The organism is Prosthecobacter sp. (assembly GCF_020439865.1).
Lineage (GTDB): Bacteria > Verrucomicrobiota > Verrucomicrobiia > Verrucomicrobiales > Verrucomicrobiaceae > Prosthecobacter.
The window spans coordinates 40,213-60,035 of record NZ_JAGRPF010000052.1 but is presented as its reverse complement, the minus strand read 5'-3'; the positions used below and the strand labels follow the sequence as shown (position 1 = coordinate 60,035).

At 58.5% G+C, this 19,823-nt stretch carries 14 protein-coding genes and 1 pseudogene; 10 read left to right on the top strand and 5 right to left on the bottom strand.

The window, feature by feature from the left end; genetic code table 11:
• The 4 genes and pseudogenes from KDL09_RS05360 to KDL09_RS05345 all read left to right on the top strand — a co-directional run.
• Positions 1-421: pseudogene (locus tag KDL09_RS05360) on the top strand (excinuclease ABC subunit A); the annotation flags it as partial.
• Positions 422-468: 47 nt separating this feature from the next.
• Positions 469-1,134 carry a hypothetical protein gene (locus KDL09_RS05355; protein WP_294382359.1) on the top strand — a complete coding sequence of 222 codons (666 nt, stop codon included), beginning with the start codon at positions 469-471 and terminating at the stop codon, positions 1,132-1,134.
• Positions 1,135-1,235: 101 nt separating this feature from the next.
• Entirely contained in the window at positions 1,236-1,970 is a 735-nt protein-coding gene (locus tag KDL09_RS05350; protein WP_294382357.1) for a hypothetical protein, read from the top strand.
• A gap of 133 nt (positions 1,971-2,103) precedes the next feature.
• Positions 2,104-3,045 carry a hypothetical protein gene (locus KDL09_RS05345; RefSeq protein WP_294382354.1) on the top strand — a complete coding sequence of 314 codons (942 nt, stop codon included), beginning with the start codon at positions 2,104-2,106 and terminating at the stop codon, positions 3,043-3,045.
• Positions 3,046-3,075: 30 nt separating this feature from the next.
• On the opposite strand, the gene KDL09_RS05340 is transcribed toward KDL09_RS05345, so the two are convergent.
• Positions 3,076-4,176 carry a hypothetical protein gene (locus KDL09_RS05340; RefSeq protein ID WP_294382351.1) on the bottom strand — a complete coding sequence of 367 codons (1,101 nt, stop codon included), beginning with the start codon at positions 4,174-4,176 and terminating at the stop codon, positions 3,076-3,078.
• Positions 4,177-4,295: 119 nt separating this feature from the next.
• Here KDL09_RS05340 and KDL09_RS05335 point away from each other — a divergent pair, with 119 nt between their 5' ends.
• Entirely contained in the window at positions 4,296-5,012 is a 717-nt protein-coding gene (locus KDL09_RS05335; RefSeq protein ID WP_294382348.1) for a YebC/PmpR family DNA-binding transcriptional regulator, read from the top strand.
• A 12-nt stretch (positions 5,013-5,024) separates the two neighbouring features.
• Positions 5,025-7,121, top strand: a complete 2,097-nt coding sequence (locus tag KDL09_RS05330) for a hypothetical protein (protein ID WP_294382345.1) — start codon at positions 5,025-5,027, stop codon at positions 7,119-7,121.
• 16 nt (positions 7,122-7,137) lie between these two features.
• Here the strand turns inward: KDL09_RS05330 and KDL09_RS05325 are convergent, their stop codons facing one another.
• The 3 genes from KDL09_RS05325 to KDL09_RS05315 all read right to left on the bottom strand — a co-directional run bounded on the left by KDL09_RS05325 (position 7,138) and on the right by KDL09_RS05315 (position 12,816).
• Positions 7,138-9,201, bottom strand: a complete 2,064-nt coding sequence (locus KDL09_RS05325; protein WP_294382343.1) for a hypothetical protein — start codon at positions 9,199-9,201, stop codon at positions 7,138-7,140.
• Positions 9,202-9,281: 80 nt separating this feature from the next.
• Complete coding sequence (locus tag KDL09_RS05320; RefSeq protein WP_294382340.1) at positions 9,282-12,239, bottom strand: PAS domain-containing protein; 2,958 nt, start codon at positions 12,237-12,239, stop codon at positions 9,282-9,284.
• A 136-nt stretch (positions 12,240-12,375) separates the two neighbouring features.
• Positions 12,376-12,816: a 23S rRNA (pseudouridine(1915)-N(3))-methyltransferase RlmH gene (locus tag KDL09_RS05315; protein ID WP_294382337.1), complete on the bottom strand. Its 441-nt coding sequence runs from the start codon at positions 12,814-12,816 to the stop codon at positions 12,376-12,378.
• A 452-nt stretch (positions 12,817-13,268) separates the two neighbouring features.
• On the opposite strand from KDL09_RS05315, the gene KDL09_RS05310 reads away from it, so the two are divergent.
• The 4 genes from KDL09_RS05310 (at position 13,269) to KDL09_RS05295 (ending at position 16,563) form a co-directional block, all read left to right on the top strand.
• Complete coding sequence (locus KDL09_RS05310; RefSeq protein ID WP_294382335.1) at positions 13,269-13,748, top strand: hypothetical protein; 480 nt, start codon at positions 13,269-13,271, stop codon at positions 13,746-13,748.
• Between the two features lie 127 nt (positions 13,749-13,875).
• Positions 13,876-14,679, top strand: coding sequence for an ABC transporter permease (locus tag KDL09_RS05305; RefSeq protein WP_294382334.1), 804 nt, complete (start codon positions 13,876-13,878; stop codon positions 14,677-14,679).
• Positions 14,680-14,681: 2 nt separating this feature from the next.
• Positions 14,682-15,482 (top strand): ABC transporter ATP-binding protein, encoded by an 801-nt coding sequence (locus tag KDL09_RS05300; RefSeq protein WP_294382331.1) that lies wholly within the window; start codon positions 14,682-14,684, stop codon positions 15,480-15,482.
• A gap of 34 nt (positions 15,483-15,516) precedes the next feature.
• Entirely contained in the window at positions 15,517-16,563 is a 1,047-nt protein-coding gene (locus KDL09_RS05295) for an MlaD family protein (RefSeq protein ID WP_294382330.1), read from the top strand.
• Between the two features lie 33 nt (positions 16,564-16,596).
• Here the strand turns inward: KDL09_RS05295 and KDL09_RS05290 are convergent, their stop codons facing one another.
• Positions 16,597-19,740 (bottom strand): MBG domain-containing protein, encoded by a 3,144-nt coding sequence (locus tag KDL09_RS05290; RefSeq protein ID WP_294382327.1) that lies wholly within the window; start codon positions 19,738-19,740, stop codon positions 16,597-16,599.
• Positions 19,741-19,823 lie beyond the last annotated feature (83 nt).

Below are 19,823 nucleotides of genomic sequence, written 5' to 3'. Positions count from 1 at the left end.
GCTTCTCGCCGACCCCGGTCTCGGCTACGTTCAACACGGCCAGCCCAACCCTACGCACAGCGGCGGCAAGGCGCAGCGCATCAAGCTCGTCACCGAACTCCGTAGTGGTGACGGCAAAACCATCAAAGAGCAGCTCAAAGGCATTCAAAAAGCCGGGAAGCGAAACCTCTATCTCATCGAAGAACCGACCATCGGCCTGCACATCCAGGACGTCGCCAAACTCATCGACGTCCTCCACCGCCTCGTCGATGAAGGCCACACCGTCGTCGTCATCGAGCACCACCCCGACGTTTACGCCGAAGCCGACTACCTCATCGACATCGGTCCCGAAGCCGGAAGCGAAGGCGGCAAAGTTGTGGCCGCCGGAACACCGGAGCAGGTGAAGAAGTGCAAGCAGAGCCAGACGGCGCGGTTTTTGTGATGACTTGGCGCCGAGGATGGCGGCATAATCGTCCAACCATGAGGCCCATGAATTCGCGTCTGCTTCCTTTGGCCGGCCTTGCACTGGCTTTGGCATCATCCCTCCGCAGCGCGGAGCCGCTGGATCTGCCGGACGGGGTCAAACCCAATCCCGCACAGCCGGAAGGCGATGAACGTTTGTCGGCCAACCGGAAGTTCGACAAAGCCAAAAAGGTGATCGAAGCGGATTACCGGGAGCGGCTGGCAAGCATTCTTCAACATGCGAATCGCGTGGAGCTTCTCTTTTTGGATTTTCAGCTGGCCGATGATCCGGAGAAGCTGCCGCAGGCGAACCGCTTCGACATTCCTCCTTACAAGTCAGCCACGCGGATTCTCCGACGGGTGAATGCGAAACCGGACATCGCGAAGCTCGCCATACAACACTTTCAGCGCCTGCTGCGAACTCGGGAAGATTACGGCGGCGGTGCTGCGTGCCACATGCCGGTTCATGGGGTTCGCTTTTTCAAGGACGACGACCTCTTGTTCCAAACATCGCTTTGCTGGACCTGTGAGAACTACTTTGTGGCCTATCCTGATCAGTATGAGACGGCCACATGGATCGGCTTGAATGACCGTGAGTTGAAGCGATTCATGCTGGAACAGGTTCCGATTCCTAAGGAGGAGTTGCGGCGTTTCAAGAAGGCTTATCCAGACTTGTCCAAGGACAAACCGTGAAATTGGGACGGGCAACTATACCTGTCGGACTACTGGCACCCAATCGCAGCACGCGGTTTTTGTGATTGTTAGCGAACCGGGCGATCCTTACGATGCTGTCCATGGGCACCGAGAATGTTGAGGCCACTCCAAGACGTCGTTGGATCGAGAGCCCTTGGATGATGGGTGTCATTTCATTGGCCTCATGCACTCTGGCTTTCACCGCAGTGCAACTTTGCCGCTTCACCCTTGGGCCAATGACGATTTCGCATGTCATCATGGCTCTAGTTTTCTCTGGCATCATATTCGGAGTCATTCCTTTGGCTGTTATCTTGGTGCCCGTCCAATGCCTGCTCGTACTGATCGGGCGCTGGCGGAAGCTGAAAGCCAAAACCATCAGCTTCTTGATGCAGCTCCCCACCGCGTTCGTTGTTTGCAGTGCGATCGCATCTGCTGTCTCATGGAGATTTCCCACTGTTGCCAACGAATCCAAATACTTCGAGGGCATCACCGGCGCACCTTGGCCTGCTGGGGCAAGAATGTTGCTCGCCGAGCATGGGTGGGGAATGCAGGACAAAAGGCATCTCTGGTTGTTCGAGGGCACCCCGGAACAGTTCGATGCGCTTGTCCGCGCTCGAGGCTGGGTTTTGGAACCTCCGCCCGTGTCTGAGCACATCTCATCTCGGGTGCCTGTTGAGAAGGCCATTCAACGTTTCTCCAAGGACTCCGCATGGAGCGCTCATGAGGTCTATTTCTGGATGGCTGACAAAGATGCCGAAAGGGGACCATTTGGTCCCGGCTTTGTGATCACAGACAAAGAGCACAAGCGCTGGTGTGTGTGGTGGGATGCGATTTGAATGGTCTGCTCTTAGTTCACCTCTAACACCTTTTGACGACGGTCCTGCCTTAGTGAGCCGGGTCGCGGTGAGTTTATGATTGCCTGCCCCCGTTCCGTGCCAAACAGTCAGGATGACCGTCACACCATCCGTCATGAAATCGTTTTTCATTCCATGTGCCACTCTGCTCTTGTCATGCATGGCTTCGGCCCAACAGACGCCCCCCGGACAGGCAGCGGCCAAGGAATCACCCAAAGTGGTGCTACCTGCGGCTCTGGCCCTTGAGATCGCCGAATACGATGCCAAAAGGGACGAAGGACTGGGCCGCCTTAAAAGCCAGGCGAAAACGCAACTGGAGGAAGTGCTCAAGGACCAGATGCAGGCAGGAAAACTCGAAGAAGCGAATGCGATCAACCAGCTCATCGCCACGCTTCCGGTCACTTCGCCAGAGAAGGCGAACCCACCAGAAAAGCTGCCGTCCGCAGCCGTAACTGTGCTGAAGGATCACGTGAACAAGGCCTTCGCAGGGATCTGCGGCCTGAACCAGTTGTTCATTCCACGGCTCGACAAGGTGAAGGTGGACTTGCTCAAGCTGGGAGACCTGGCGGGTGCGAATGCGACCGAGGCGAAAATCCGCGAACTACGTGAAGAAACAGACCTGCTGTCACCGCCAAAGCAGACGCCCGGCGGCCGTGAGGAATCCGTCACCGAGTTCACCGTGGAAGCCTTGATCGACGGCGGCAGTCAGTTGCACGTCACCAAGGAAGGCATCTACTGGATGGTGCCGGGCGGCGAGGCCAAGCCTGGGAAGCATGAAGGTGCCAATGAAGCCACCTATGTGAACGGCAGCCGCTGGAAACCGAACTGGCGCCTCGAAGGTGACCGCGGCCCTGACACCAGTGATGTCTATGCCATCAAGACCACCGCTCCGAAAGTCATCGTCGAAACGGTGAGCGTTTCCAAAAAGCGGTTCGGCAAAAACGAGACGCGCACGCCCGTCGTCAGCTCCGTCAAAGACGATCATTTTGTGGTGACCATTCGTGATCCAGAAGGCGGTTCACGCTGGTACAAGCTGCGAATCAAGGCGGTGCCGTAATGAAGTGGCGCGGTTTTGTGAGCAGTCGTTTTAAACCGAAATGGCCTGTTCCCCTCGATCTGTGGTGAAGAAATGGATCTCGGTCTGCTTCGGCACGCGGTGTTTGCGCAGCACGCGTTTGACGATCTCGAGGCTGCGGTCGCCGTCGTAGAGGGCGAGGTCGATGTAGCAGTGCTTGTGACCCGTCGCACCGCCGAGGGAGATGCCGGAGGCGTCGGCTTCAAGAGCGGCTATGAGGTCGTCTTCAATCTCGCCGCGAGCTGCGACCTGGGCGCCTTGGGGAAAGTGCGCGGTCGGAATGGCCACGAAGACGAAATCGACACCGACATCAGGCAGCGGGTGCTCGCAGGGACCCTCTGCGTCGACGTAGTCACCGAGAAGGCGGAATAGGCGTGATGAACCTGCCACAGTGTCGCTGCGCAGCCAGTCGCCGCCCTGTTCCTTCAGCCGATAACTGGTGTAAGCCTCCGTGGGCGGATATTTTTTCCAGCCGTGTTCCTGCCGGGTCTCATCGATCAAATCCCGCAGTTCGGCGATGGGAATCGACTGGCGAAGCTGATCCTCGCTGAATTTGATTTCACCAATCCAGTTCTGCGTGCCGTGCTCGCCGAGCAGTTCATCGAGCATGAGGAACAGCGCCATGAAGCGGGCTTTTTCCGGCAGGCGTTTGATGCTGGGATGCCACACCGAGATGTCGATCTTTTCGGAGTCCTTGTTCACGTAGGGGAAGATCCAGAACTCGATGGGCTTGAAGGTTTCGTCGTCTTTTTCGAAATGGAGGGAGATGCCCTCGAAACTGTCCGACGGCTGGCGGGAGGCGAAAAAGGTCCATCCGTCGATCTTGGGAGCCTGGCTGAGCCAGTATTCGGCCACGAACTGTTTCGCCAAAACAGCCTCACCGGAAAGCGTGAACGAGTGACCGGAGTTGTTTTCGCCGGGTCCGTAAACCCACGCCATGTGCGGAAGCCATGCCTCCACCACGGCGGAGGTTTCCTCCTGAAGATCGGCGCCCTTCTTGTCTTCGAGGGTCGCGTGGAGACGGTCCGCACATGAGCTGAACCAGTCCCAGAACCAGGCGACGCGCTCCTTCAGCGTAAGCGCCGGATGCTGGGATGCCTTTGCCTCGGACATGTGGCATGACATTGGCGAACGGCAGCGGAGGTTGCAACCGGGCTCTTCGAGCATGGCTTGCATTCCCACGGCTCCCACCTTTGATGCGCGCCTGAACTTTGAACTGAAAGACACACATCATGGGCGCACAATGGAAACAGAAATGGCGGGAAATGGCCGCAGACCAGAAGGGCAAGATCACGGGCAAGCTCGTGCGTGAAATCCAGGTGGCGGCCAAGCTGGGCGGACCGCATCCGGAATACAACGCACGCCTGGCGGCAGCGGTGGCGAATGCGAAGAAGCAGAGCGTGACACGCGACACGATCGAGCGCGCGATCGCGAAGGGCTCGGGCACCGGACCGGACGCCGTGCAGTATGAGACGACCATTTACGAGGGCTTCACCCCGCACCGCGTGCCGGTGATCGTGGAATGTCTCACGGACAACAACAACCGCACGAACTCGGAGATCAAGGTGCTCTTCCGTGCCGGCAGCATGGGCAAGGTGATGTGGATGTTTGACCACGTGGGCCTCGTCGAGGCGCACCATGCGGACAAGTCACTCGACATCGAGGTCGCCGCGCTCGAAGCGGAAGCGGAAAATGTGGAGCCGATGGAAGTCGACGACGAAGAGGCGGCAGGGCACATCGGAGCGCGGTTTTTTACGCAGACGAGCACGCTGGACGCGGTGACGAAAGCGCTGAAGGCGGCAGGGTGGCAGGTAACGACTTCGGAGATGAGCTATCAGCCGAAGGAGTACCCTGAACTGACCAATGAGCAGCGCGATGAGGTGACGGATTTCCTGCAGACACTGGATGGACATGACGATGTGCACCGGGTGTATGCGGCGCTGAAGTAACGACGAATGCCCATGAGATCCGCCACCTTCCTCTTGCTCACGACGCTGCTGATTTGCGGCTGCGGCAAGAAGAAGACGGGGCTGCTGAAGGCGAAGAATGAGACACCCGTTGTGGTGAAGCCGACTTTGATGACCGAGGCGGCAATGCTGGGGCTGGCCGAACGAGTTTCGGGCGATGTGGAGTTTTGTGTGTGCAGCGTGCAACTGAAAGAGCACGTGGAGGCGTTAAAGGCATCGCGCTGGTGGGCCCAGACGGCGGCGTTTGCAGAAGACAAGGCGCCAACGCCCGCAGCAGCCCACGACGTCGTGGTAAACGAAGCGTTTCTGGCTTTCGGCCATGAGAGCGTGAAGAGCCTCGCGCAGTTGCGGCAGTTGAACGATCTCTACAACGAAACGGCTTACCGCGGCATGATGAGCGGCGGAGTTCTCGCGGGTCTGGGCACGAGTTTTGACGTGAAGAAGCTGATGGAAGTGGCGCTGCGGGATCCGGCGGTGCTGGAGGCGCTCATCCTGTTGCTGGAGCGTTTCGAAATGCCGCCGGTGATGATCGGTGTGGCGTCACCGAAACCGGAGGAGGTGCTGAAATGGTTCAGCGATCAGCTTCATCTCTCTGACTGGCTGGGAGATGCGCCCCAGTCCCGCATCGTGACGACCCAGGGCGAGCAGATCACGGTAAATGAGATCGCGATGGATCAAGTTCTGACGACTGAGCGCCGACGGGAATGGATGGAATCGCTGACGAAGACGATGCCCGGCATCGCTCCGGAAATGAAGGACCGGATCACCCGTGGACTCGATGTGCTGGCGCGCAAACGATGGGTGCTGGCTCTCGGCCTCGGCAAAGAGCGTGCGTTTTTCGCGGTGGCAAAATCGAAAGAGCAAATCCGGCTAGCGAACTCGGTGGAGGATTCGATCCTGTCACGGCCGGAGATGCGGAAGCTGGATGCGAATGCGATGAGGAGCCTCGGATTGATCGCGTGTTGGGACGGTGTGTTTTGGGATGTCCTGCAATCGGACCAGCCGTTTCAACCCATCGTGCGCGGACTGCTGGCGGGTTTGCAATCGGAGACGCTGTTTGCGGGAGCTGCGCGGGCGCTGGAGCCACAGGCGATCGAACTGGCGGCGGCAGAGCGCGCGTTTTACCATCACGAACACACGAACGCCGCGGTCGTGGCGTGGTGGGACCGCGGACTGCATGCGGACATTTCCGGAGGACTGGCGAAGGCAGACCTGCCGGCACTTGCCCAAACGTCACAGTTCTCTGCCTTGCTGGATGATCCTGAAGTGGTGTTCGGTCTGAGCGGGCAAGGATCGACGACGGGAACCGGAAGAGCTTATTTTGAAGCCTGGATGCGCGCCGCCCATGCGACGACCCACGAACTGATCAAAGCAGGCGTGGGCGGAGAAAAGTCGGCCGAGCTTTTCAAGCTGGTAGATCAAGCGGTGCTGCCTCCTGTGATCGACGTCTATGACGGGACGAAAACGGTCTGGCAGAAGGCGCTCGGAAGGGACGGAGCGATTGTTCTCGATGTCGGCGGAAAAATGCCGCTGCTGCCAGGACTGCCACCGGGTGGAGAAGCGGTGCCCCTGCCACGTCTGGCGATGGTGCATGAGATCAAGAACCGCGCACTGATGGGCGTGTCATGGCAGAACATGGAGGCGGCGTTGCAAAAGCTGCTGAAGCAGGTGCCCGCGCCACAACCCATCGAACTGCCACCAGCGAAGACCAAACACAGCGGCGATCTCACGAGCTATTATTATGAACTGCCGGTTGGATCGGAAGAGCTGGTGCCTTGCGTTTCTCTGGACGAAAAACTGTTTCTGCTGGGCACATCGCGGAAACAGCAGGTTCAAATGGCGGAAAGCCTCAAGCGGCCTGGACTGCCATTGGCCGTAGGCATGCGAATGAAGGTGAGCTTCACGAAGCTGCGGGAGTTTCTAACTCTATTTGCCAAGGCGCGCGCGCAAAACGGAGGTGCGGAGAGTTTGAAGCCGATGCTGAAATGGCTGGAACCGTTCGGGCCGATGCAGCTGCGACTGTGGAGCGAGGAAGGGATGGGAAGAGGCTCGCTTTCGTGGGAAATGCACGACGTGCTGAGCTACGACTGACGAAACGGTCGCCGATTCACTTCGGCGAAACGACCGCGGGCGCAGCCTGGGGCTGCCACGTGAGAGTGCCGTTGTCGTCCATCAAATACACGACGGGAACCGCCTTGCCTCCAGGCCCGTCGGGCAGAAAGCGGCCTTCGGCGTCGAAGTTGAAAAGGCGCGCCTTGGTGTAGCGAATCCAGCCGAGGAGTTTGCCCGAATCAGGATCGTAACGATAGACATCACGCCATTGCTTGGGCGTGGTGAGGCGCGGGCTGACGTAGGCGGGAGCGGTGGAGCGATCGAGAACCTCGGGGAACAGCACCTGGCTGAGCAGCGTGAGATTGAGGCCGCGAAGCATGTAACGTTCACCCAACGAAAGCTTGTCCGGCGGAGACATGGTGTCCACCTGCCCTGACGCTGTCTCGATCAAAACGCCCTGCATGGTGAGGCGATGAATCTCCGCGCGAACATCGGCGACTGCCGATGACTTTGTCGAGGCGGCCGCGAGAGCTTCGAGTTCACGCTGCGAACCCAGATAGAAGGCATGGAAATTGCCGATGACATTGAGAACCTTCTCAATGGCAGCACGAACGGTCAGGTCGGACTTGTCGGCAACACTGGCCTTGAGAGCGAGGTGAATGGACTCGCCGAGTTTGGTGCGCATCTTGGCGGCCTCCTCTTTGCGCTGGTCATCTTGTTCGGCGGCGGTCAGGGCATCAAGCTGCGGTTTGAGCGCCAGGTAGCGCCCCTGCAGCCCGCCGCGTTCGGCAGGTGTGAGGATCTGATCGAGCAGACGGCCGCGGAGATCGTTGTCTTTTAAACTGAAGGCGAGGAATATCTTCACCCAGCGCGGATCGGTGTCGGTGGGCGGAAGTCCGAAGTCGGGGTTGTGCGTTTGATAATGGACTTCCGAAACACGCCCCTTCGAGTCGTAGAAATGCATCTCGTTGGGCAGCATGTAGAAGCTGATGATGGCGGGTGCGCTGATGCTGGCGCCGTTGTCGGCAAAGACACCGATGTCAATGCGATGACTGCGGATTCCCGTGGCGGCGATGACAGGAGGAGCCCACCGCACCCGAAGACGCATGACATTGCCGCCGGGCTCGGAATCGATGTGAACAAAACGCGGATCACCCTGCAGAATGGTGGCGCGCATCTGCAGCGGAGCCTTGACCAGGCTGAGGGTTTTCTCGAAACCGATGAGCATGCCGTGCTCCGCCTCGTTGCCACGCAGGATGCGCGAAATGAAAACCGGCGTGTCGGCGAGCTTCCAAGGATGAGAGGTTGGAAGTTCAAAGTAGTTTTTGCCCTCTTCAATCTGGGTTTCCTCAATGACGTGCAACACTGCGAGCGCCGGGATTTTCTCAGGTGTCATCTCATGGGCAATGCGCACCATTTTCTCCTCGTCGATCAGCGTGCCATCAAAGACGGGCGGATGCGCCTTTCCGGTGAAGTAGTCTTCCGGCGTCTGGACCATTTTGTTTGAGCGGCGAAAAACGGACTGCAGCGTGGGCATCAGCAGGTGCTTTTCGATGAGCAGTTTCTGCGTGTCCGGCGGGAAGGCAGCGGTGGCAGAGAGCAGGGCCTGAAGGAAGGGCTGGTCGGAGAAAGAGGAACCCTGCGAGATGATCAGGCAGGGAGTGTTCGCCGGCAGCATGTCGCCGTAGCCACCGACGCCGTTGGCGCCGATGTCGTAGTCCTGGTGTTCAGGATAGATGAAGAGATTGTTGGCGAGATACTGCTGGGCAAGAAAACGAGAGCCGCCGGGATCCATCATGTAAAGTCTAGGGAGGCAGCCAAGCTGTGTGGCCGCGGAGGCCATGGAACAGTTGCCAATCGTCGGCTGAGCACGCAGATGCGTGGCGGCTCCCTTTTCGTTTGCGGCACCTTTGAAGACCTGAAGCTGCGGATAGAGCGCGGTGTTTAACGGCGAATGCTGGCCGTCACGGTTTTCATAGGTGATTGCCTTGAGTCCGGCCGCCGTGCCGTTGACAAACCACTCATTGAGCTCCTTCGCTACGTTATCCGAACGAGTGGTCACCTGCTGGGCAGAGATGCCGCCGACGCCAAGCGTTAGAAACGCGAGGAGGCGCAGCATGGCGGCCGTGGTCAACGATTGCACCTGACACTGTCACGGAGACGCGGGACTTCGCAAAAGGAATGTGCCACACAAAGGATTTATCCTTCAGGAGTGACGAGCGGAAAGCGCAGCCTGATCTCGGTGCCCTGATCCGGACTACCCTGCACGAAGAGCTGGCCGCGCATCTGATCGGCAAACACGGCCAGTATTTTGAGACCAAGTCCGCTGCCTTCGCCAGGATGAAACTCCTGCGAAAGACCAATGCCGTCATCCTTGATGACGAGTTCACCGCTGCCCTGAGTGTAGCTCAGCAGGGCTGTAATCAGCCCCTGACGCCCATGAGGATAGGCATGCTCAAAACAGTTGGAGAGCGCTTCATTGAGCGTGAGGGCCAGAGGCATGAGCCACTCCTGTTCGACAGGGCCTTCCTGGATCTCCAACCGCACGGTGATCTGGTCTGCACTGACTTCGTAGCACTCGCGCAGATGAGCAACGAGATCGAGCGTGAAGTCTCCAAAGGTGTCTCCCTTGCCGAGCGCGACCTGATAGAGGTGCTGATGCAGCGCGGCAATGGCTCTCACCCTGTTCTGACTGGAGCGCAGGGCATTGCGTGCATCCTGATCGCTCACGCCGTTGATCTGCATGTTCAACAGGCTGGAGATGATCTGGAGGTGGTTCTTGATGCGATGATGCGTCTCGGTGAGCAGGAGCTTTTCGCGTTCGAGATCCACGACGGGCCAGCGCTGGTTCGACGAAGACACAACTTGGAAGGCCAGCGGCGTGGCGGCCTTCCTCACGGTTTTGGGAGTGCCGCCCTCAACCGGCGCTTCAATCTCGGAAATGAAATGTGAGATGAGTTCAAAACCGCCGTCATCCAGCATGCATGCGCTGAGCTTTACCGTGCCGCGTTTGCCATTGCCGCCGAAGAAAGGAAGCTCAAACATTGCCCTTGGATCGGCCGCCTGTCGGGCGAGATCTGCGAAGAAACCGGTGGAGTCGGAAGGGCGGAAGAACTGGTGCAATGGCCGCCCCCTGACGGCCTCCGCATCGAGTTCGAACATCTGACGCGCGTGATCCGACCATGCGCGGACGCGGCCGTTCGCATCCGTGGTTAGCAGCGGAGCGCTGGTCTGTCCGACGACGGATGCAGTCACATGCGTGTCTGACAGCAAGGGCGGCGCAGATGCCTGAGCAGGGGTGCTTTCGGGCTCCGTGACTTCCTGCAGGTAATGAATGGTGCAGTGCGCTTCACCCTGTGCGTCAGGAACAGCGGCAAGGTGCAATATGGCGCTCGAGAAGGAGCCGTCCACGCGCTTGATACGAACACCCAGAGCTTCTGCCTGCCTGCCACCGGTCTGCAGCGCCCGCAGGGCATCGCGCCTGGCAGAAGCGCTGTCAGGATCAAGCCACGCATCAAGCGGATAACGGCGCAGTTCGGACTTGGCCTGTCCCAACAGCGTTTCGGCATGCTGATTGACTTCAAAAATGACGCCGGCTTTGTCCGTGAGGACAATGGCGATCGGACTCCCCTGCATCAACGTGCGGAGTTTGGCCTCCATGCTTCGGAGCTGCTCTTCATGCCGCGTGTGCTCCGTCGTGTCCTGAATGCTTACCAGCAGCCCGCCGCCCGGGAGGGCGATGGGATGAAACTCGAGCTCTTTGAGCAGACCGTCGGCTGTGGCGAGTGACACAGTTCGCGTGAGCTGACGCCGCCAGACGCTTTCACGCCACGCGAGCGTGACTTGTTCACGGTGATCCTCCGTTGGGCAGGCGTGCGCCAGCCAGTCTTCGACTGTCTGTTGTGTTTCAAGAGGTCGGCCCAGCAATTTGGCCAAACGCTCATTTTGAAAGACCGGCACCCCACGCTCATCAAGCACGAAGACACCACAGGGCACTCCCTCAAGATAACTGCGCAGCTTGGCCTCGCGCTTGCCGAAGGCGTACTGCGCTTCTGAAAGCGTACGAAGTTCCTGCCGGGCACGCGACAGCTCATTCTCCATGCGCTGCATGGCGGCGTCATCCACTGGATTGATCGCGGGAGCTGGAGCTTCGGGCGCAGGTGCCTGCACGACCACCGGAGCAGCCACCTGCATCTGAGTGCCTGCCGCCATGTCCGACGGAAGTCCCATCAGCATGAACTGGCATGAGGACTCTCCCGGACTTTTGAGAGCCAGTGCTGAAACAAGCCAGCGGGACGGATTGGAACCCGCATCGGAGTGTAGCGAGCATGTGATGACAGCACTGTCATTCCTGCCGTTGGCGGCGGCTACGGAGGAAAGTGTTTCCAGCGTCTGCTGGCGCAGGGCGCTATACTCACGACCCTCGCCAAACACTTCCCAAAAACAGGTGGTTCCCTCCTGAATTCCTTTGTCCAAGGTGAGACGGGCGGCGGCGACATTCGCACGCAGAATCGCCCCCTGAGCATTTAGCACAAGCATTGGCAAAGCACAGTCCAGCGGGTCCGGAGTTTTCGCGACAGATTTGAGACTATCACCCCCCTCCGGTGAGGAAGTTCCACCGTCCTCGTCCGCCGATGCGGTCTGTTGCGAGGTGAATTTCTCGCACGTGACCATCAGTCCACCGACCGTGGCATCTCTTTTCCTGCGCCAAGGCCGGACTTCCCACCGATACACCAAATGCCGGCCATCAGGCCCGCTCAGAGAATCGTGCTCACTGCGCACGATATGGCCCTGCAGAGCACGCTCATAAACCTGCCGCCAGCCGGGATGAAGGCCGGGGAAAATCTCATACTGACTTCTGCCAACAAGGGGTTGTACCTGCTGCAGGCCGAACTCGTGAATCCACTGCCGGTTGGCGAGCACGTAGCGCATCGCCCGGTCAAACATGGCCATGGCAATCGGTGCGTTCTCAACCAAAACACCGAGGACCAGCTCCATGTCCTCGGACTCCGGCTTGGAGGGTCCACTCGGAAAGGATGGTCCTACCGAAGAGGCGGAGGCTTCGTCTGTCGGCTCCTTGGCCTCACCACGCATCTTCTCCAAAGGCGCCGTTTGCGCCTTTGGCTGGATGACATTTTTGAGGACTGATGAAGCCACGGTGGGATTGGTCGAGAAAATTTAAAAATTAGCTTCTCTCAAGTTCTCGACAAGGCGAAAATACAAAGAATTGCGTCTCAATTCAGCAATAAACGCGCCGAGAGGCAAGCTTGATCATTAGCCAAACATTCTGACGTCATTCTCTATGGTAGGGTTCTCCTCGCATGATGGTATAGGCGCGATAAATCTGCTCAATCAGCACGACCAATGCGATATCATGCTGCATGGTAAGCGTCGACAAAGACCAGCACACGGTGGCCTTGGATCGGAAGCGGGGTGAATGTCCATCCGCTCCTCCGATGACGAGACAGATTCTTTTTCGCCCCGAGACCTCTTCACCTTCGATCCACCTAGCCAGTTCAAGACTGCGCAACTGCTTGCCGCGCTCATCCAGAAGAACACAAAGATCTCCCGCGCATGCGTTATCGATCTGCGATTCCATCCGCTCACGCGGAGCCTCCTTAATTACCACGTGTTCAAAGCGCCCATAGTGCTGGAGCCTGTCCCAATACAGGCTCATTGCTTCTTTTACCCACGAATGACCGGGTTTACCCACCGTGATGATGCGCCACTGCATAGGAGGTTTAGAGTGTAGGATGAAGAAACGCACAAGAGGAGATTTTGTTATGGAAATTTTGGTTGAGTTGAATATTGTTGTTCAGCATTGCCATCGTTGTTGTTGCATAATTTAAAAAGATCGTTAAATTGAGAATGCTAATTCAAAAATTAACCGTCCCGCGTACGCCTATGTCTCAAGCACCCCATTCCTCGGTCCGTTTAGCCACAACCAGCCTCGCGGCTCTCATGCTGGCATCCTGCGCCGTTCCCCCACGTCAGGCATGGCAGGAGATTCAAACTCGTGGACTCATCACCTATTTGGCCAAAGAGAGTCGGCCGTTGGGGACTTCAACGACATCCAGCTCTGGCATCCTGGCTCAAAACAATGCTGCGACGCAGTCAACTGCTAACACCGTTGTCGGTCCTGTGCGTCCTTCTACGCCCCCACCGTCGATGCTGAATGCTTCTACAATGCCTGTCGCCCAGGCGGTACCCGATCTCCCTGGTTATGTGCGCACACCGTTCACAAACCCCCCCCGCCTCGTCGACGTGCGTGGAATGTCGGCCGGTTCCAAGGTGGTGTGCCCTTACACCCAGCGCCCGTTCCTCGTTCCCGGCGGTGTGACTACTTCCAATTCGAGCGTTGCTTCCAGTCGCCCGAAGACGACTCCTTCTGCTCCTGAGCGCCCAAAGACCACACCTGCTGCGGCAAACAGCAATGTGGCTGCGATGAACAACGCAACCTCGCCAGCCTCGACGCCGTCGCCCGCAGCAACACCTCCCAGTTCTGTTGCTGAACTCCCCTATGGCACATCGATCGCAGGACGCCCAGGCTTTGTAAACAGCCCGTTTGCCGCCAAGCATCAGCTCGTGGACGTGACCGGCCTGCCGGTAGGCATGGAAGTCAAATGCCCCTACACCGGCAAGCTCTTCCGTGTGCCGCCCCAGTAGGCATCTCTACCTTGGATAACAGCCAAGCTTTCACAGCCCCGTCTGGAGAAATCCAGACGGGGCTTTCAATTTCCGCCGACGGTTCCGTGATTTGCCTTCACGCCACAACATGTCATGATGAACTGTGATGGATTCCCCCTCAGGCCTGCTGACACTTCCAGGCCGCACCTTTTTACATTTTCTGGTCTATCTCGGACAGCTCACCGCCCTGATGCGTGAGTTGATGATCGCCGTTCGTTCCGGGGTCTGGAGGCTCAAGCTCGTGGCACAGCAAATCGTTGCCATTGGGTATGGATCCCAAGCGGTGGTCATCGTAACCGGAGCTTTCACAGGAGCTGTTTTCACGTTTCAGAGCTATGCGAAGTTCAAGGACTTCGGGTTTGAAACCACAGTGGGAGCCGTTGTTTCTGTGGCGTTGTGTCGCGAACTCGGCCCGGTGCTGGCCGGCCTGATGGTGGCGGGACGCGTCGGTGCCGCGATGGCTGCAGACATTGGCACCATGAAGGTCACCGAACAGGTCGATGCCCTGCGCGTCATGGGCGTTCATCCGGTCGACTACCTCGTGCTGCCGCGCTTCCTGGCCATGATGGTATCCATGCCATTTCTGGTGGCGGAGAGCATCTCCTTCGGCCTTTTCGCCTCCTACTTGGTCACAAGCTTCGGTTATGACATGCCCTCGGCATGGTACATGACTCACATGCTCGACCATACCAACATGGAAGACCTCAGCATCGGAATGATCAAAGGCTTCGTATTTGGCATGCTGATCACGCTGATCTCCTGCCACCAAGGGCTGGCCGCAGAAAACGGCGCGGTCGGTGTCGGCTTGGGAACCACCCGTGCGGTCGTCATCTCCTCGCTCGTCCTGCTGATCGTAAATTTCTTTCTCTCGATCCTGCTCAACTACGTCTTCCCCATCGGCACCGTTTAGACATGGCAGACCCGACTTCCAGCACGCTCACATCCCCTGCTTCTCCAAAGGGAGAAACTCAGGCGTTCATCCAGTTAAAAGACGTGTGCAAACGTTTTGGCAGCCAGGAAGTTCTCCGGGGCATCAATCTCACGCTTCAGCATGGCGAGACTCTTTGCATCATCGGGCCGAGCGGAGAAGGAAAGACCGTGATGATCAAACATATCATCGGTCTGATCAAACCTGACAGCGGAGAGATCTATGTCGACGGCATGCACGTCAACCGGCTCAAGGAACGCGAGATGGCCCCCATCCGCAAAAAAGTGAGCATGCTCTTTCAAGGGGCCGCCCTGTTCGACAACCTCACCGTCGAACAGAACGTGGCGTTTCCACTGCTGGAGCACGGCATTCGCGATCGGAGCGAAATCAACCGCCGTGTCCGTGAGGCACTGCAGGCCGTGGACCTCGATGAACACCGCCACAAGTACCCCACCAGCCTTTCAGGCGGCATGCGCAAACGTACCGGAATCGCCCGCGCCATCATCGACCACAGCGAATGCATCCTCTATGACGAGCCCAATTCCGGACTCGACCCCATCGGCTCTGACGTCATCGATCAGATGATTCTGCGCATGCAGCGCCGGTTCAACGTCACGTCCATCATCGTCACTCACGACATGCGCAGCGTCTTCAAGATCGCCAACCGCGTGGCCATGCTCTATCGCGGCGAGATTCGTTTCTTGGGAACGCCTGCGGAGCTGCGTGACACCTCGGACTCTGTTGTGCAGGACTTCGTCAACGGTCGTTCCGACATCACTGGTTGAACACACCTCCTTTTGCCCCCAACCTTATCTCCTCATGATCGACAGCGATAAAAAAACCGAAATGCTCGTCGGGCTCTTCCTGTTCATCGGGCTACTGTTGCTCGGCGGGCTCATCCTCATGTTCGGACGGGTCCGTGAGGTCTTCAAAGACACCTACCATCTGCAGGTGGCTTTTCCAAACGCCTCCGGCATCAAGGAAGGTTCACCCGTGTTTCTGGGCGGCTCGCGCGTGGGGAAGGTGGACAAAAAGCCTTCGCTCAACGACACCTTCACCGGTGTGATCCTCGAGCTGGAGCTCTTCAAAGATGTCATGGTCCCAGCCGACGCCACTTTTGCCATCGGCTCAGCCGGCCTGATGGGCGATGCCCTCGTTGAGATCAAGCCCACCGGCAAGCAAACGGATGTCTTTCTGCCGCATGACTACGACAAGATCATCGAAGGCGAAAAAGGCAGCGGGCTCAACGACCTTCAGAGTCAGGCCGAACAAGTTGGCAAGAAGGTGGATGTCGTTCTGGACGATGTACGCGTCGCTCTCAAAGACATCCAAGACGCTATGGGCAAAGTGAACAAGGATGCCCTCTCCGATTCCACCATTCAAAGCTTCAAGGAGAGCATGGAACACCTCCACAACACACTCAAACGCGTTGATGACAAGGTGCTTGGCGATGAGAACGCACAGACCCTCAAGACCGCACTGTCTGAACTGAAGGATGCTGCTACCAGCTTCAAAAACGCCTCCAAAAATGTCGAAGAAGCGAGCAAAAAGCTCAGCCCCATGTTCGACAAGCTTGACCCCGCCATCGCCAAGGCTGACAAGGTCATGAGCACTGCCGATGAGTCCCTGCAGTCCATCAGAAAGGCGGCAGACAGCTTTGCTGTGGCAGCCTCCAACCTCAGTTCCAACAAAGGGCTCCTCGGCGCACTCATGAACGACCAGCGCCTCATGGCCGACTTCCGTGACCTTATTTACAACTTCAAGGTCAACGGCCCGCTCTGGTACAAAGACACGGCAGAAAGGCTGCGGGCGGAAGAGCTGAAAAAGCAGCAGGAAGAATCTCCCAAGCGGGGGATCTTCCGTTGAAACTCTTCATTTGAAGCAGCTCCGTCCGCCGCGTCACGGTGGAGCAGCAGGCACACCAAAGATCAGGTGCATGAAGCGCCTGGAAGGATTGCCGCTGGAGAGTGAGTCACGCGCACGCAGCGTTTGCACGGGTGCATCGTTGATGACTTCCAACGTCACCGGGTTCCAACCGCCGAGATTGTCCGTGGATTCAGCCGCATAACTGATGTCCGGCAAATCCTTGGGTCGTGTAAAAATCAAGGTCAGCCCGTTCGCGTCAACGACAGGCGTGGGAGCGGCATTGCGCACCCACGGATCGGTGCCGAGGGCATATTCGGCGAGGTTCTTCAAGCCATCGCCATCAGGGTCGGCGCTGTCACTCGCCAGACCGGCGCTGACCTGGCCGGCGTCGAAGTGCTGGGTGCGCCAGCTCGCGATTGTCTGCCCGGCGATGACCAGCGTACCCGTGGCGGAACCGCTGTAGTTGTCATCGTTGACAGTGGCTACCACCGCATAGCTGCCGTGGCTCGACGGCACTGTGGAAGAGCCTCCGTAGGTGATGTCGAGAGCGAGATTCGCCGGCGTGGTGGATGCCGTGACAGGCTTCGGATTGCCATCGTAGGTTTGTGAAAATCCGCCGAGCGTCACGGTGGCCACACCCTTCCCAATGGTGATGCTGAAGGTCTGCGTGGGCGCTGTGCCAACGCCGTTGCTCGCGGTGACGACGATGTTCGAAGACACGCCCGCTGTCGTGGGTGTGCCGGAGATGACGCCATCCGTGCCCAGGCTCAAACCCGCGGGCAGTGCCCCGGAGGTGACAGTAAACGTCGGCGAGGGAGAGCCCGATGCCGTGTAGCTGAAGGTGTAGGCTGAGCCCACCGTGCCCGAACTCGGCGGCGGACCGTTGGTGAATGCCGGCACCTCATTGACTGTGATGCTGATGGTCTGCGTGGGCGCGGTACCAATGCCATTGTCGGCTGTGATGACTATGTTGGCGTACGTGCCCGCCATCGTGGGCGTGCCGCTAAGAACCCCAGCAGTGCTCAAACTTAACCCCGGCGGCAGTGTGCCGGTGTGAGAGAACGTTGGCGCTGGATAACCGGACGTGGTGTAGGTGAAGCTGTAAGGCACGCCGACCACGGCGGCGCCCGGCGGGGGGCCGTTGGTGAAAGCCGGCACCTGATTCACCGTCACGGTGAAGGTTTGCGCCACTGTGTTGCCATCGAGATCCGTGGCCGTGACCGTCACATCGGTCTGTCCGCCTGAAACCGCATCGATTTGCACGTTCGTCCCGTTGATCGTCGCTGTGGCGACGCCGGAGTTGGTGTTGCCCGTCACCGCATAGCTCAACACGGCCACCGGTGCCGCCGAGGTGATCGAGACCACCTTACTTGTGTCCATCGTCGCGCTGGCGGAGGTGAGAGGCCAATGGGTCAATGAGGAGGTGGGCGTCCCATCCACGTTCACGGTGGAGTCAACTGTCGGCAGGCCTGCCATGGCATCCGCCACCGTCATGCCGTTCCCGGCCACACGGGCGAACGCAGTGAAGCCGCCGTTCTGGTTGTCCAGATTCGCGCTGTTGTCGGCCAGATTGACAAAGAACTGGTCCGTGGCGCTGTTGGGATTCGTGCCGACTTTCGCCATCGCCACCGTGCCGCGCAGGTTGGAAATCCCCGGCTCATTGATGGGTGAAGCGGCCGTTGGGATCGAGGAGAAGTTGTTCGGCGAGGACAACACCTTGAAGCCGCCCCCCTGCACGACAAATCCCGGCTCGGAGCGGTGGAACACCGCGCCGTTGTAGTTGTTCACGGCGGCGTTGACGTAGCTCAGGAAGTTCGTCACGGTCTGCGGCGTGGCCGTGTTGTAGAGGATGAAGTCCATTGTGCCGAGATTGGTGACAACACGTACCGCCGACTCGGCGTCAGGATCCGAAAACTTGCCCGTGAGTGAAACCGACGTGCTCCCACCGGAAGCAAGTGTTTGCGTGGTGATGGTCGTGCCCGCAACAGGCGCTCCCGGTGCGCGGATGATGCGCAGGGTCAGCGAACTGTTCGTCGTCCAGCCGTTGGCAAACGTGGCCGTCATCGGGCAGACGAACACGCCGGTGACCGTGGGCGTGCCGGAGACGAGGCCCGTGCTGCTGTTGAAGGTGACCCCCGTCGGCAGTCCCGTGATGTTCCAGGAACTACGGGAAGACCCCGTGCTCACCACTGCCTGATACGAGAACGCCTGGTTGTAAGTGATGGGCTGGTAGGTCCGGCTCGTGAAGCCGTCCTTCGTCGTCGCAGTGGCGGTGTTGCTGCGCGCCGATTCGATGATGGCGGTGGACTGATAAGCGGCCGCGACTTGAAAATCATACGCGGTGCCGGCGGTCAGTCCCGTGACCGAGTAGGTCGTGGCATTCGCAGCCGTATAGGTGAGCAGGGTATAGCTGCCGCTGCCGCTCAGCCGATAGTACACCCCATAGCCGCCCTCGATGGCAGAGTTGTCCACCCAGCTCAGGTTCACTGTGCCCTCCGAGGCAGTCGTGGCCGTCAGACCCGTGGGAGCATTGAACTGCGTCGTGATACTGGCGGTGTTTGAGTAGCCAGTATACGTGTAGGGAGCTGAGGCTCCTGTTCGAGCACGGACTCGAATCTCATAACTTGTATTGGGATCCAGATAACCCGTGAGGTCGACGACCGCTGTCGGCGTCCCCACGGACCCAAGCAAGGTGAATGAACCGCTCGGCAGTTTTCTCGTCTCAATTTCAAAACCTGTTTCGGTCGTGGCATTGTCCGCCCACGTGATCGTGACGGATTCCTTGTTTACCAGCCCGTTCAAACTGCCAGGTGCATTGAAAGCGGCCTGTGTGCACGTTACGACTGGTGTGAAGGCCGAATTGCCGCTACCATTGACCGCCCGCACTTGATATTGCGCCGAAAAACCAGAGGGAGTGTTGAGCCCGACAGCTGTCTGATTGGCCGCCACTGTACCAAACGATATCCAACCTCCTCCAGTGTTGTATTGAACTTCAAAACCCGTCTCGTCCGTGGAGTTGTCGTTCCACAAGAGCACCACACTGGTGCTGGTAGAAGCATAGGCCGCCAGATAAGTCGGCGCATTCGGTGCCGCCAGTGCTGTGCTCGTGAAGGCCAGGGCAAAAAGGCTGAAAAGAAACGTGCGAACACCCTCACGGGCGAAAAAACATGGAAGCATACAGCTGGTTGAATCAAAAAAGAGAAGGGCGGCGAGAGTGGGTGCACCCCAAACAACCGTCAATCAAAGAAGTAGCGGGGAGA

What these genes read in the sequence shown, in the direction of transcription:
- KDL09_RS05300 (WP_294382331.1), top strand. Translation starts at nt 14,682, where the DNA reads ATGGCAGACCCGACTTCCAGCACGCTCACATCCCCTGCTTCTCCAAAG.
- KDL09_RS05315 (WP_294382337.1), bottom strand. Translation starts at nt 12,816, where the DNA reads ATGCAGTGGCGCATCATCACGGTGGGTAAACCCGGTCATTCGTGGGTA.
- KDL09_RS05355 (WP_294382359.1), top strand. Translation starts at nt 469, where the DNA reads ATGAATTCGCGTCTGCTTCCTTTGGCCGGCCTTGCACTGGCTTTGGCA.
- KDL09_RS05335 (WP_294382348.1), top strand. Translation starts at nt 4,296, where the DNA reads ATGGGCGCACAATGGAAACAGAAATGGCGGGAAATGGCCGCAGACCAG.
- KDL09_RS05290 (WP_294382327.1), bottom strand. Translation starts at nt 19,740, where the DNA reads ATGCTTCCATGTTTTTTCGCCCGTGAGGGTGTTCGCACGTTTCTTTTC.
- KDL09_RS05345 (WP_294382354.1), top strand. Translation starts at nt 2,104, where the DNA reads ATGAAATCGTTTTTCATTCCATGTGCCACTCTGCTCTTGTCATGCATG.
- KDL09_RS05350 (WP_294382357.1), top strand. Translation starts at nt 1,236, where the DNA reads ATGGGCACCGAGAATGTTGAGGCCACTCCAAGACGTCGTTGGATCGAG.
- KDL09_RS05305 (WP_294382334.1), top strand. Translation starts at nt 13,876, where the DNA reads ATGGATTCCCCCTCAGGCCTGCTGACACTTCCAGGCCGCACCTTTTTA.
- KDL09_RS05295 (WP_294382330.1), top strand. Translation starts at nt 15,517, where the DNA reads ATGATCGACAGCGATAAAAAAACCGAAATGCTCGTCGGGCTCTTCCTG.
- KDL09_RS05325 (WP_294382343.1), bottom strand. Translation starts at nt 9,201, where the DNA reads ATGCTGCGCCTCCTCGCGTTTCTAACGCTTGGCGTCGGCGGCATCTCT.
- KDL09_RS05310 (WP_294382335.1), top strand. Translation starts at nt 13,269, where the DNA reads ATGCCTGTCGCCCAGGCGGTACCCGATCTCCCTGGTTATGTGCGCACA.
- KDL09_RS05330 (WP_294382345.1), top strand. Translation starts at nt 5,025, where the DNA reads ATGAGATCCGCCACCTTCCTCTTGCTCACGACGCTGCTGATTTGCGGC.
- KDL09_RS05340 (WP_294382351.1), bottom strand. Translation starts at nt 4,176, where the DNA reads ATGTCCGAGGCAAAGGCATCCCAGCATCCGGCGCTTACGCTGAAGGAG.